This window comes from Candidatus Manganitrophaceae bacterium (genome assembly GCA_016200325.1).
GTDB lineage: Bacteria > Nitrospirota > Nitrospiria > SBBL01 > Manganitrophaceae > Manganitrophus.
This window is the reverse complement of sequence record JACQEZ010000008.1, coordinates 15,523-28,904: the sequence shown is the minus strand read 5'-3', so window position 1 is coordinate 28,904 and position 13,382 is coordinate 15,523. Positions and strand designations below refer to the sequence as shown.

Sequence of the window (13,382 nt, the reverse complement as noted above, 5' to 3'; positions counted from 1 at the left end):
ATGTGGAGCATCGGATGTGATATGCAGAGGCGATCCTTTTTATTTCTGGCTGTTATTCTGATCGCCCTCATCTCAATGTCCACAGTCTACGCACGAGAGGAGCCGCAAAAGTCCGAAGGGTCCAATCCTCCTGACGATCTTCCTCCGGCATGACCAGACGAAGGCGCTCGATGAGATCGAGGCGAAGTTAAAGAAGAACGGCTTCTACAAAAGCTTTCCCCCCGACGGAACGGAAATTGTTTCTTGGTATGTGATGATGGGGATCGGCCAGGTGGCGACGCTGCGCGTTCCGGCGGAAAAATTGCGCGAGGTAAATCTCGCGATTGAGCATGGCGCCTGGGGGCGTTTCGGACCGAATTTTATCCGACCTATGATTACCGGTCGGTTTGGGAGGTAGAAAAGAAAAAGGCCCAGTAAAGAAGAAGCATCGCAAAATCAACGAAAGAAACATCAACGATCCAAAAGCGGAGGTCGATCATGGTGAAAGTGGCGCTGTTCGTTCGATTGGAAGCAAAACCGGGAAAAGAAAAGGATGTCGAAAGTTTTTTGCGAAGCGGCCTGTCGGTGGTCCAGCAGGAGCCGGCAACCACCGCTTGGTTCGCGATCCGCCTCGGGCCGAGCAGCTTCGGCATCTTCGACGCTTTTCCCGACGAGTCAGGCCGACAGGCGCACCTCTCCGGCCGTGTCGCGGCGGCGCTGATGGAGAAAGCGCCGGAGCTTTTAGCGAAGCCGCCCGCCATTGAGAAGGTCGATGTCCTCGCGGCGAAACTCCCCGAATCCTAGGGTCGCAGCGATCCTTCTCCGGGCACTCGGGGTCTGGGTGATCCTGATGGCCGCCGAGTCCCTCCACGGCGCCGCACGGACCCTCTTTCTTGCCCCGCGGATCGGTGATTTCAGGGCGCGGCAGATCGCCGTTTTCACCGGCTCCATCATTATCTTGGCCATCGTCACGCGGTCGATCCGTTGGATCGCTCCGACGAGCACCCGCGACCGACTCAGTGTCGGATTCCTCTGGCTCGGCCTGACGCTCGCCTTTGAGATGCTCTTCGGACGGTTCGTGATCGGTGCGCCGTGGGAAAGGATCGCTTCCGACTACAATCTGGCCGAGGGCGGACTGCTCCCGATCGGCCTCCTCGTGCTGGCGCTCTCGCCCTTGATTGCTGAAAAAATGCGCGGTCTGAAGTGAGGGAAGCGACTCTGTCGAGGCCGGCTAAAATTGCGAAGGCTTCTTCGTATGCAATGGAGGGTTGCACCGGTCGCTCCCTGCCGTCCATCGTAGTGAGCGACGGCAGGGAGCGACGGTGAGGAGGATTTCTTAAGATTAAACTATTTTATGACCCGGACCACGTCGCCGACGAGGAAGCCCGACCCGGATTTCACCTTGGCCTCGGAGATATTGTCCCCTTGATGGCCGGTGAGGGTGACCTCCCCGACCTGTTTCTCTCTCTTTCCGATGACCCGCCCGGTATCCGGATCGACGATGTCTTTGCCCGGTCTGAAGACGCCGAAGTCGGTCCCGGCTTTCAGCTTGCTCTTCGTTCCGGCGCGGATGAGGAGGCTGCTGCTCTCCACGTCGAGCACCCGGCCCTGATACGGAATGCTGTTGAGTTTCTCGACCATCTTCGTCATCGCCTTCGTCATGGCGTCCCGAAGCGCCCCTTCTCTCAACCCGGTGTCGGCTGAAGATTTGGAACCGAGACCGAACAGCCCGCCGGTCTTCTTGCTGTACTCGCCCATCCCGGAATCCGCAACGAGGCTCTTCCCGGTTGCAATGTCGACCAAAGCGTAATCGACCTGGACCCGCGCCACCTGGGTTTTGCTCTTTGCCACCAGGACGTCGGACGACTCCTCCACCTCAGAGTAAGAGGTAACCGCGCCGGAGATTCTGAAATCGATCGAATCGAATCCTTCTGCCGCGTTCTTCTTGCCGGTCTTTACCGCCCCGGTCTGCTGCAGGGCGACCAACTTCTCTTGCTCCCTCATTTCAGAATCGGTCAGGGTGATCGGCTCGAGGCCCGATTTTTTCACGATCGTCCTCAAGATATCGGTCGCCGCTTCGCCGACCCCAAGCACCTTGCTCGGCGTTTTGTTTTCGAACGTCATGATCGCGACGTTGTATTGCGGGCCGCTGTAGTTGACGCCGGCCTCTTCCAGCTTGTTGGTCTGGCCGGTGACGCTGACATCATCCTTCACCGCACCGGTGGTGGTGGGTGAGCAGGAGGATGAAACGGCCGCAATGAGACCGGTTAATAGTAAAGCGCTGATTCCAATATTTTTTTGACCAAGAACCCCCTTCGTAACCATCTGGTTTCCTCCATTGATTGAATCGAATGATTGAATCTAAAAGTGCATGTTTTGATTGAAACCGATGCGCAGGTTCTGCGCCGGATTACTTCTTCTCTCCCATCAAATCGATAAAGCTCGCCGCCAACGTGTAATCTTTCGGAATCTCGAAAAGCGACGGAGCGGGGGTGAGGATCTTCACATTCTTCAGCTCCATCGTCTGCTTGAAATCGTTGTCTTGAAATTCCGATTTCACGATGAAATCTTTCAGATCCTTCGGCTCCCAAATAAAGCCTTGCGTGGTTTTTCCATCCGCCGACGTCACGTCGACCTGATACTTGTCACACTTGCGGCCGTCGACCACCTCTTCTCCGACCTTCTTTTTCGTGATCTTCGGCTCTTTGAGCTCTTTTTCCGTGACGTCATTTTGCATATATTTTTTTAGGTCGGGGTAGAGGACGACGCTCTTTTTGTCATGGCCTTTCGAAATCGTCGCCATTTTAAAGAGGCCGGGCGGTGCGCCCTTTGCCTCTTTCATCGTCTCGGTCATGTCGAGGTCGGCGCGAAAGTTCTCCCCTCCCTTCGCCAGCTTTCCGGTCATCACCATCTCCCGGTTGTCTTTTTTCATCACGGAGGTCATCACCATGTCGGAGGTAAAATCCTTTTGTCCCAGCTTCATATAGCTGAAAAAGGGATTTCCGGTGTAGGTCGGCGTCGGCGCCGCCGGCATCTTGGGCGCCACGGCACTCGGAATCGCAACTTGAACGGCCTCACCCGTGCCGCGTCCGGCGGGGAAATTCCCGAAGATCCGATCGAGCATCGCCTCGCTCTCCGACTTGAGGTAGCCGCCGGTCGCCTTGTCGAGGAGTTTCCCTCCCATCGCCTTCATGAAGGAAGCGTCCGACGCGCCGCCGACACTCTCCCATTCCTCCAGCCTGGAAATTTCGGAAATACCTTGGACCGACTTCAGACCGCCAATCCCATCATCCCGGGTAGAAGCCATTGATCCGAGGGTGCCCGACTGGTTGCGGACCCCCCGTCCCCCCGCCCAGACGGTTTTGCCGGTTTTGGTGTCGACGAGCCGGAATCCAGCCCGGACCCGCTTCTCGTTGTAAACGCCGGTCGTCACGTCGTCAAAGTTCAAGAGATAGCCGTAAAGGACACCGTCGACGCCGAGGGCGGCGCCGAGCTTTTGCGGCGTCGTCAAATCGAGTTGCGAGCCGATGGAGATCCCCATTTGGTCGCGGAGGATCTGGTCGACCTCGGTCAACGGCTTGCTGCTGTAATGCCATTTTTGAATTCGCTTATCGGCCAATTCTCGGACGACTTTGGGACCGTCGACATCGTTGGTGGCGTTATACATCGGTAAAACGGCGACGGTATAAATCGGGTTAGAGGGGTTCGTCGGAATGGTGTGGACTGGAAGTGCGCACGAGACCAGAAGCAAACCGACGACAAGGACCGGGAAGATCGAACCCTTTTTCATTTTTCCTCTCCTTGAAAATAAAATGGGGTGCTTTCAATCAAATTATTGATTCAACGCCGGCCATTTGGCGGTCATCTGTTCGGCGAGGCGGTCGGCCAATTCGGTGCCGGCCTTGCTCAACGCTTCCGTGCCGCCGGTGACTTCCGAGATATTTCTCGAGACGCCATGTCCTTTGGCGGAGCCGAGCACCTGGCCGTTGTCGACCCGGATCGCTGTCGCCGTCGCATCGGCGATGTAGGAGCCGACGGCGCTTCCGGGGGTTCTCGGTCCTTCCTTCGCCAGTGCTTTTCCTTTGATGACGATCTCCGCGTTGACCTTTCTTGCGATCTCTCGGGCCCCTTTGTCGCCGAGGTCGGCGACCTTATAGGTATTCGAGATGTCGAAGACGCCCGACGTCGCCGACATATCGACCACCTCGAACCCTTTGCTCAAGAAGCTTTCTTTGAGCGCCGTCTCCGCCGCGGAGAGGTCGACCGTCTCGCCGTGGATCTCGCTCTTACCCCACCACCAGAAGGAGTAAAATTGATGGCCGATATTCTGCTCCGCGATCATGAACAGCACCCGCGGTTTTCCGGCTTTACCCCCTTCCGCCCCTTCGGCAAAGGTCTGCGGAGGCGACCAGAGCGCCGTCGCTCCCAAAAGTAAAACCATCAAGAGGCCTGGAATCCCCCTTTTGAAAACCGTTTTCCGCTTGTCCCGCATGTTCATCGACGCTCCATCGGTAAAGAATTCTCCACGGTCATCGGCCCGAGTGCGTGGATCGGCCCAGTTTATAGAAGAGAATGGGTTCAGTCAAGAAAATATCATGGAAAATTTGTAGCTGGGGGGGATATCGAAAAAACGGGCTTAACGGGGGCCCTTCAAAACAGATCGATCTGTCTCAAACTCAAATCGGGAATTTAGAAAAGCTGAACCGAGACCTTCTCCCCGGCTTTGATCCGGTCTCCTTCTTCGGGAAGGATCATCAGCGCATTTGCCTTCACCAGCGAGAGAAGAATGTGCGAATCTTGATCGCCGGTCGTCCGGACACGGTACGCTCCATTCTCCACCGACACGATCGCCCGGAGGAAGTGACGTTTTCCAGGATGCTTCCGCACCTCTTCCTCCAGCGTCGCCTGGATCGTCGGGCGGAGAAAATCGGTTCTCCCACCCGCCTTGAGAAGGGCCGGACGAACAAATTGGTCGAAGGAGACCATCGCGGAAACCGGATTGCCCGGCAGGCCGAACGCCGGTTTTTCTGCGATCATCCCGAAGGCGAGCGGCTGGCCCGGCTTCATCGCCACCTTCCAGAACTTCATCTCGGCGCCGAGTTCGACCAACACATCTTGGACAAAATCGTAGTCGCCCATCGACACCCCGCCGGAGGCGAGGATGAAGTCGGCATGCAGCCCTTGCCGCAGCTTCGCGCTCAGATCCTGCGGCGTGTCTTTCGCAATGCCGAGAACGATGGGAACGCCCCCCGCCTCGGCCACCTGCGCGGCGAGGCCGTAGCCGTTGCTGTTGAGAATCTTGTTCGGCCCGCGCGGCTCGTCGAGCTCGGCCAACTCGTCGCCGGTCGAGAGAATGGCGACGCGCGGCTGCTGATAAACCGGAACGACCGACTTGCCGATCGACGCCATCATCGCGATGTCGGCGGGGCGGATCCGAATTCCCTTCTGAAGAATTAAATCGCCGGTCCGGATCGCCTCCCCTTTCTTACGGATGAAGTCGGTCTCCTCCGCCGCCTCGAAGATCCGGACCTGATCGCCGGCTCGCTCCGTCTCCTCGACCTTCACGACGGCGTCGGCCCCACGGGGAAGCGGCGCGCCGGTCATGATCTTGGAAGCCTGGCCCGGTTGAACCTCTTTCCGGGGAAGGGTTCCCGCCGGAATTTCTTCGATGATTTTTAAGGTGCGGGGGGTCGCCTTGGAAGCGCCGGCGGTATCGGACCAGCGGACGGCATATCCGTCCATGGCGGAGGTATCCCACGGCGGATGATCGAGGGGGGAGGTGAGCTCTTCTGAGAGAACCCGGCCGAGCGCCAGGGAGAGCGAGACGCGTTCCGTCCCCATGCGGCGGATCTCGGCGAGGATAAGCTTTTGGGCTTCTTCAACGGAGATCATCGACCCCCTCAGGTGGATGGATGGAAGTAAACGGAATAGCGCTTCTACCCGCTAAAACCGATCGTGACGCAAGAGGTCGAGAAATTCGGCGCGGGTTTTGTGATCGGTCTTGAAGACCCCGAGCATCGCGCTCGTCACCGTTTTTGCATTTTGCTTCTCGACCCCGCGCATCATCATGCAGAGGTGCTGCGCTTCGATAACGACGCCGACGCCGTGAGGATGAATCTTCTCCGAAATCGCCTCGGCGATTTCCCCGGTCAGCCGCTCCTGCAGCTGCAGCCGCCGGCTGTAGACCTCGACGACCCGGGGCAGCTTGCTGAGCCCGACGACCTTTCCGTTCGGGAGGTAAGCGATGTGGCATTTTCCGAAGAAGGGAAGAAGATGATGTTCGCAGAGGGAGAAGAAATTGATGTCCTTCACGATCACCATCTCTTCGTTCGTCATCGTGAAGAAGGCGTCGTTCAAGACCCGATCGACATTTTGATGGTAGCCGCTGGTGAGAAAACGAAGCGAGCGCTCGACGCGCCCCGGTGTCCCCTTCAATCCCTCCCGGGCCGGATCTTCTCCGAGCGAGACCAACATTTTTTCGACCAGCTCTTTGAGGGCCGGGCTTTCTATCTCCAGAGCCCCCTTTTTGGGACCGTCTCCGACCGCCTGCTTCCCGTTGCGTTTGGGCGCCACTTAGTCGATCTCCAATTTCTTGGGATAGGTCGTCAGATTTCGGCAGCCATCCTTTTCCACCAGGACCATGTCTTCAATCCGGACCGCGCCGATCTCGGGATAATAAAGTCCCGGCTCGACCGTGACGACCTCTCCTTCTTTCAGCGTCCAATCGGCGCGGCTGATCCGCGGCGGCTCGTGGATGTCGAGGCCGACCCCATGACCGGTGCCATGAAAAAATCCCTGCATCCGGCCGCCGACCTTGCCGGTGTGATAACCGCGCTGGTCGAAGAGCTGAACGATCTCCTCGTGGATGGCCTTCCCGGAGGCGCCGGCTTTGACTTTCCGAATGCCGAGCTCTTGTCCTTCTAAAACCGTGTCATAGAGTTTTTTTAAGCCGTCGGAGGGACGGCCTTTGACCACCGTCCGGCTCATGTCGGCGAAGTAGCGGCTCTCGGACGATCTCGGGAAGACATCGAAGATGATCGGCTCATTGGCGCGCAGTGGCCCCGTTCCTTCGTTGTGGGGATCGCAGGCGTCGACCCCGCAGGCGATAATCGTATGCTGGCCGATGCAATCCCGCTCCATCAATCGAAGGTGGAGATAGCTGCGGACCGATTCGGAGGTGAGCGCCTTTCCTTCGAGATAGATCTGGCCGTTTTTGATCTCGGCCCGCCGCAGCAGATTCATCGCTTCTTCCACCGCCTCTTCGACGGCGATCTGGGTCTTCCGGATGGCGTCGACCTCTTCTGAGGTCTTGATGGCGCGTTCTTCGAAGAAGGGCTCTTTTTTCGTCGAGAGGGTAAAGCCGCGCGTCCGAAGGGCGTCGGCATGCTCCAGCGGGAAGTTCGTTGGGACGGTCAGCTCTTTCACCCCTTGTTCTTCAAGTAACACTTGAACGACGTCGGCGGTCTCTCGAACATTTCTCCCCTTCTTTTTCGCCCGCTCTTCGTAGTCGGAATAAGAGAGCACCTCATCTACGCGGCTTTGCGCCCGGGCCCGATCGACCTCCAGGTCGCTCATCAAGAGAAAGCTTTTTCCTCGGGCGTGGACGAAGATAAAGGGATCGGGCGCAAGAAATTTTGTGGCGTAGTACATGTTGGAGTCGGTTTCGCTGCAGGAGATCAAAAGGATGTTTTCTTTTTCGGCCATGCGTCAGTGTCCTTCCCCAGATTCCAAAGATTCCAAAAATCGCTCGGCGTCGATCGCCGCCATGCAGCCGGTCCCCGCCGCGGTGATCGCCTGACGGTAGGTCGGATCTTGCACATCGCCCGCCGCAAAAACGCCGGGGATGTTCGTATAGGAGGTGCCCGGCTGCGTTTTAATATAGCCGCGGTCGTCCAGGTCGATTTGCCCTTTGAACAAAGCGGTGTTCGGCTCGTGGCCGATGGCGATGAAGACCCCTTCGATGTGGGTCTGTGACGTCTCTCCGCTCTTCAGGTTCTTCAGGACGGCGCCGGTGACCGTTCCCTCTCCGAGGATGTCGGAGACCTCGGTGTCCCAAACGAATTTAATTTTCGGATTCCGGAAGGCTTTGTCCTGCATGATTTTGGAGGCGCGCAGCTTATCCCGCCGGTGGATCACGGTGACCTGCGGGCTGAAACGGGTGAGGAAGTTCGCCTCCTCGATCGCGGTGTCGCCGCCGCCGACGACGAAGACTTCCTTTCCGCGGAAGAAAAAACCGTCGCAGGTGGCGCAGGCGGAGACGCCATGCCCCATCAAGCGGGATTCCGATTCGATCCCGAGCAGCTTCGCACGGGCGCCCGAGCAGATGATCAGCGTTCTCGCTTGATAGGTCCGCTCTCCATCGACGACCAGGGTAAAAGGACGCTTCGAGAGATCGACCGACGTGACATCGCCGGTCAGAAAAGTGGTCTCGAAGCGCTCCGCCTGCTTTTTCATCTCCAAAATCAGCTGCGGGCCTTGAATCCCGTCGGGGAATCCGGGGTAATTTTCCACTTCGGTCGTGATCATCAGCTGCCCGCCCGCCTGGGCCCCTTCAATCAAGAGGGGCCGGAGGTTCGCCCGCGCGGCATAGACCGCCGCGGTGAGGCCGGCCGGGCCCGATCCGATGATGATCACATTCTGAACTTCATTCGTCATGAAAGCGCTTTCCCTCTGCGGATTCCGTTCAGCTTCCCAGATCGTTCAACGCGTCTTTGAGGCTCTTTCGAACACAGGTGAAGATCGGCGTGTCGCGCTCGGTAAAGCGGCTGGCCTCGGCCTCACGCAGCTCCATCACGAGATCGAGAAAGTCGTTCGGGTAGTCGCTCTCGAACGCAACAACGAATTCGGCGTCATCGAGACCGAACGAGTAGGAGGTGTTGATTTTGACGGTCGGATATTTATGGCCGATCTCGATATGCTCGCTCATCATCCCCTGCCGGGCCGCCTTCGTCAGCAGATACCATTCGCGGGTCTTGACGAAGGGATAGATAAAGAGGTACTTCGCCTCGCCCGGAACGATGGTGAGCCGCTTCGACTCCTGTCCTTCATGGTGGTGCTTGTCGACATAGATCGACCGCTTCGTCATGGCGAGATAAGAGTAGCTGGTGTTCATGTATTTCCCGAGGCTGGTTGAAGCCATTTTCGCCGACATGTCTTGGAACGCCTCCAGATCATAGCTGATCCGCCAGAGCATGATGTCGACTTCGGCGCGGATGCCGACGGTGGAATAAGGGACCGTCAAGACCTTGGAGTTGAACTCATCCACGGCTGCCAGGAACTCCCGCTTTCCGGTCTCTCGCTCTTGGGCCGGAAGGCGTCTCCAGGCCGGATCCAACTTATAAAAGATATAATTGACGAACTGTCTCTTATCGTTTGCCATTGAATACTCCTCCCATGCTTGATCCGAACCGATTCCATCCTAATAAAAGCAAAGCCAACCCAAATAAAAGCAAAGCCAACCCAAAATCAACCGCCCGGTTCTAACGTTCCAACTTCAATGAGGCCACAGATTTTATTCCTAGAACGAAAATTAATGGCTTATCCGCCCGATTCTAACAGTGCACCCGAATGAAATCAACCCTATATTGTAATTTTGGCGGGCGGAAAGTGGAATGCGGCCGGTATCACTCCGCATTTCGAACCCGTTTTCCGGACTATTCCTTCATCAGCCCTTTCAGAACCGCCAAATTCATCACATCTTCCTTAAGCTCTTTTCCCTTCGGCGTTTCGAGGACCATCGGAAGGCCCCAAAAGCGGCGGTCGTTCATGAGGTGGGAGAATGGCGCGGTGCCCATTTTCCCTTGACCGATATGCTCGTGCCGATCGACGCGGCAGCCGAGATCTTTTTTGCAATCGTTTAGATGAAAAGCCCGGACTTTATTTAAGCCGACCGCGCGATCGAGGGCGGCCATCGTCGCTTCATAATCGGTCTGGGTTCTCAGATCATAGCCGGCGGCGAAAGCGTGGCAGGTGTCGAAGCAGATCCCGACCCGCTCGGGCTCTCTGAGTTGCTTGAAGATCGCCCCGACCTCTTCGAAGCGGCTTCCGATGCAGCTCCCCTGTCCCGCCGTCAGCTCGAGCAAGATCTGCATCCGAAAACCGGCGGCGCGCTGATTCAACCGGTTGAGCGCTTCGGCCGCTCTGGAAATCCCCACCTCCTCGCCGGCCCCCAGATGGGCGCCCGGATGGAGCACGAGGTAAGGCATCTCCAGCGCCTCCACCCGCTCCATCTCAATGTAGAGCGCTTCGACCGACTTCTCCCACTCGGCTTCTTTCGTCGAGCAGAGATTGATTAAATAAGAGCTGTGGACCATCGCCGGAAAGACCCCCGTTTCGCGCCGGGCTTTCTTAAAATGAGAGAGGTCTTCTTCGGTCAACGGCTTGGCGCTCCATTGGTTGGAGTTTTTTGAGAAGATCTGAATCACCTCGCAGTCGATCGACTTTCCGCGCAACAGCGCCTGGTCGAGCCCGCCTGCGACCGACATGTGCGCCCCGAGACGGGGCCGTTTCATTGTTTCTGAATCGGATTGCGGCATCACATTTTCCTTTCTATTGTCATAAAAAGCCGCCCCATTTTACAGGAAGCCGCTCCTTTTTTCCAGAAGCATTCATCGGTCGGTCATGTTATACTCCGGGCGATTTAAATTAAAATAAAGCGCTCAGAAAAGATCAATTGCTAGATCCTGTTTACACCGGAACGATCACCGGACCGAGGAGAAAACCGATTGAAGAGAGTGGTGGTGCTGGCGGTGCATGGTGCGCCGGCGGCCGATTTTCCGAGGAAGGAAGCGGCGGAATTGTTCGACCTTCGGGCGAAGCTTCGGCAGGCGTCCGGAGAGGGCCGCGCCGCCTTGGCGCAGCGCCATGACGCGCTCGATGCCAAGATGCGAGGCTGGCCGCGCACCGAGGAAAACGACCCGTTCTTTTATGGATCAATCTCGCTTGCGGCGCATTTACAAAAAGAAATGAAGTGCGACGTGATCGTCGGGTTCAACGAATTCTGCGCGCCGAGCGTCGACGAAGCGCTCGATCAGGCCGCGGAGCGGAATCCGGAGCAGGTGGTGGTCCTCACGCCGATGATGACCCCGGGCGGCGCCCATTCCAAATCGGACATCCCCGCCGCCATCGAACAGGCGCAGGCGCGGCATCCCCGCATCTCCTTCTCCTATGCCTGGCCGTTCGAAGCATCGGAGATTGCCAAGTTCCTGGCCGCACAGGTCCAACGATTTGTTTCAAAGGGTTAGCGGGATGTCGACGAAGGAGGAAAGATTGTTTCGAGAGGAAAAGACGTTTGTGCTGCGGTTCAGTCTGGAGGCGCAGTTTCCGGAAGAGTATGAGGGAGAAGAGGACGGCCACGCCTGGCTGCGGCGTTGGGAATCGGAAATCAAGCCGGAGATTCTCAAAAATATTTTCCTTCAGCTGCGCGGCTACGGGAATCTCACCTCACACATCCGGAATCGCGGTCTTTCCGCCGAAGATGAAATTGAGATCGTCATCGAAATAAAGCCGTCGGAGCCGTCCGGGCCCCCGTCTATCACCCTGCTTCGTCCTTCTTAAAACCCCAAGGGGAGCGCTTCAGCCAATCGATGAAAAGGTCCGGCGCAAGCGGCCGGGCCATGTAATAGCCTTGCGCGGCGTCACAGCCGAGGGCGACAAGCTGATCCCAGGTTTCTTTGGTTTCGACCCCCTCGGCGACGATTTTCAGTCCCAGATTATGCGCCAGATCGATGGTCGAACGGACGATCACCTCATCGTCTCTGTTTTCTTTCATCCCGATGATAAATGACTTGTCGATTTTGATTTCATCCACCGGGAGTTTTTTAAGGTAAGCGAGCGAAGAGTAGCCGGTCCCGAAGTCGTCGATCGAGAGCCCGGTGCCGATCCGGTCCAACGCCGTGGCGTTTTCAAGGACGCGGGCCGGTTCAGCCAGGATGGCGCTCTCGGTAATTTCCAGCTGCAGCCACTCCGGTGCGGTGCCATATTGTTGAAGGAGTTGCTCGATCGCTTCCGGAAGGCGATGCTCCAGAAGGTTTCTGGCGGAGAGGTTCACCGCCATCGGGATTCTGAATCCGATCTCACCCCACATCCGTCCCTGCCGGAGCGCCTGATTCAGAACCCACTGCGTGAGCGGTTTGATCAAGCCGGTCTGCTCCGCGGGACCGATGAACTGATCCGGGGCGATCCGGCCGTGACGCGGGTGCTCCCATCGCACCAGCGCTTCCGCGCCGATGATTCGGCCCGTTCTTAGATCGATTTTCGGCTGGTAGTAAAGAACCAGTTCATCGTGGTCGATCGCCTGCCGGAGCTCTCCCATCAAAGCGAGTCGGCGCTCGCTGTGGGTATTCAGTTCGGGGGAATAAAGGGCGCAGCCGCTTCCCGTTTTCTTGGCGACATACATGGCGACGTCGGCCCGCTGGAGAAGGGAATCGAAATCGGCTCCGTGATCGGGATAGACGGAGATGCCGATGCTCGCCTCCACCGCGATCGGAATTTCCTCGATGATGAACGGGACCTCCAGCGCCTTCAAGATTTTATTCGCGACCAGGAGACTGTCCTCTTTGGAGGTCACCTTCGCCAACAACACGGCAAACTCGTCTCCCCCTAAACGGGCCACGCTGTCCTCCTCCCCGACCGCTTCGCTGAGGCGGTGTCCGACCTGCTGTAGAATGACATCGCCATAGGGATGGCCGAGGGTGTCGTTAATCTCCTTAAAGTGGTCCAGATCCAAGAGCAGCAGCGCAATCGGTTTCCCTTCGGCGGCTCGATCGAGAAGCACTTTTTTAACGAGGTCGTGAAGCAGCACGCGATTCGGCAGGCTGGTGAGGAGGTCATTATACGCGATATACTTGATCATCTTCTCCGCCTGCTTGTGATTGCGGCGGATCACCGCTTCCCGCAGCTCCCGTTCCACCGCGGGAGAAAGACGGGTCAGATTGTCCTTCATCATGTAATCGTTCGCGCCCGCCCGCATGATCTCTACGGCGGTCTCCTCCCCGATCTTTCCCGAGACGATAATGAACGGCAGGTCCAGCTCCCGTGCTTGTATCAGCTTCAAGGCGGCGAGCCCACTGAATCCGGGAAGGATGAAATCGGAGATGACGACATCCCAGCTCTCTTGATCGAGCGCGATGTTCATCGCCCGCTCGGTGTCGATCCGTCTGGAGAAGGGATCATATCCCGAGGCCTTTAGCCGATCGAGTATGAGGGCGGCATCTTCTATGGAATCTTCAACGATCAATACGCGAAGCGGTGTGCCCATCTCTCCCCCATTGATTCGCAGCGCCTTGATCATGCGTCCCCGGTGTTGCTGCCGGGGATAAACCGGAATATGGACCGAGATGGACTCAGAAGGCTTTAGGAAAGGGAAGGATGATGCATCGTATCCCTCCGGAGAATGAGTGTCA

At 57.4% G+C, this 13,382-nt stretch carries 14 protein-coding genes; 4 read left to right on the top strand and 10 right to left on the bottom strand.

Annotated features, from left to right (window positions below; genetic code table 11):
- Positions 1–477: 477 nt before the first annotated feature.
- Positions 478–783 (top strand): antibiotic biosynthesis monooxygenase, encoded by a 306-nt coding sequence (locus HY282_05955; protein ID MBI3803289.1) that lies wholly within the window; start codon positions 478–480, stop codon positions 781–783.
- Positions 752–1,186 (top strand): hypothetical protein, encoded by a 435-nt coding sequence (locus tag HY282_05950; GenBank protein MBI3803288.1) that lies wholly within the window; start codon positions 752–754, stop codon positions 1,184–1,186. Before HY282_05955 ends, HY282_05950 begins: the two co-directional genes overlap by 32 nt.
- 140 nt (positions 1,187–1,326) lie before the next feature.
- On the opposite strand, the gene HY282_05945 is transcribed toward HY282_05950, so the two are convergent.
- From HY282_05945 to HY282_05905, 9 genes are all read right to left on the bottom strand, one after another.
- A complete protein-coding gene (locus HY282_05945; protein ID MBI3803287.1) occupies positions 1,327–2,304 on the bottom strand; it encodes a hypothetical protein in 978 nt (325 codons plus the stop codon).
- A gap of 85 nt (positions 2,305–2,389) precedes the next feature.
- The gene (locus tag HY282_05940; protein ID MBI3803286.1) at positions 2,390–3,769 is read right to left on the bottom strand and encodes a DUF799 family lipoprotein; all 1,380 of its coding nucleotides are present in this window, start codon (positions 3,767–3,769) and stop codon (positions 2,390–2,392) included.
- A gap of 42 nt (positions 3,770–3,811) precedes the next feature.
- Complete coding sequence (locus tag HY282_05935) at positions 3,812–4,477, bottom strand: hypothetical protein (GenBank protein ID MBI3803285.1); 666 nt, start codon at positions 4,475–4,477, stop codon at positions 3,812–3,814.
- A 191-nt stretch (positions 4,478–4,668) separates the two neighbouring features.
- Complete coding sequence (locus tag HY282_05930) at positions 4,669–5,871, bottom strand: molybdopterin molybdotransferase MoeA (protein MBI3803284.1); 1,203 nt, start codon at positions 5,869–5,871, stop codon at positions 4,669–4,671.
- A gap of 51 nt (positions 5,872–5,922) precedes the next feature.
- Complete coding sequence (gene folE / locus HY282_05925) at positions 5,923–6,453, bottom strand: GTP cyclohydrolase I FolE (GenBank protein MBI3803283.1); 531 nt, start codon at positions 6,451–6,453, stop codon at positions 5,923–5,925.
- Positions 6,454–6,552: 99 nt separating this feature from the next.
- Positions 6,553–7,683 carry an aminopeptidase P family protein gene (locus HY282_05920; protein MBI3803282.1) on the bottom strand — a complete coding sequence of 377 codons (1,131 nt, stop codon included), beginning with the start codon at positions 7,681–7,683 and terminating at the stop codon, positions 6,553–6,555.
- Positions 7,684–7,686: 3 nt separating this feature from the next.
- Positions 7,687–8,634: a thioredoxin-disulfide reductase gene (trxB, locus tag HY282_05915; protein ID MBI3803281.1), complete on the bottom strand. Its 948-nt coding sequence runs from the start codon at positions 8,632–8,634 to the stop codon at positions 7,687–7,689.
- Between the two features lie 28 nt (positions 8,635–8,662).
- Positions 8,663–9,358, bottom strand: a complete 696-nt coding sequence (locus HY282_05910) for a chlorite dismutase family protein (protein MBI3803280.1) — start codon at positions 9,356–9,358, stop codon at positions 8,663–8,665.
- A 274-nt stretch (positions 9,359–9,632) separates the two neighbouring features.
- Positions 9,633–10,490, bottom strand: coding sequence for a deoxyribonuclease IV (locus HY282_05905; GenBank protein MBI3803279.1), 858 nt, complete (start codon positions 10,488–10,490; stop codon positions 9,633–9,635).
- Positions 10,491–10,703: 213 nt separating this feature from the next.
- Between HY282_05905 and HY282_05900 the strand changes: the two genes are divergently transcribed.
- Entirely contained in the window at positions 10,704–11,222 is a 519-nt protein-coding gene (locus HY282_05900) for a CbiX/SirB N-terminal domain-containing protein (protein ID MBI3803278.1), read from the top strand.
- Between the two features lie 25 nt (positions 11,223–11,247).
- The gene (locus HY282_05895) at positions 11,248–11,535 is read left to right on the top strand and encodes a hypothetical protein (protein ID MBI3803277.1); all 288 of its coding nucleotides are present in this window, start codon (positions 11,248–11,250) and stop codon (positions 11,533–11,535) included.
- Here HY282_05895 and HY282_05890 read toward each other — a convergent pair.
- Positions 11,513–13,270: an EAL domain-containing protein gene (locus HY282_05890; GenBank protein ID MBI3803276.1), complete on the bottom strand. Its 1,758-nt coding sequence runs from the start codon at positions 13,268–13,270 to the stop codon at positions 11,513–11,515. The genes HY282_05895 and HY282_05890 overlap by 23 nt on opposite strands.
- Positions 13,271–13,382: the final 112 nt, after the last annotated feature.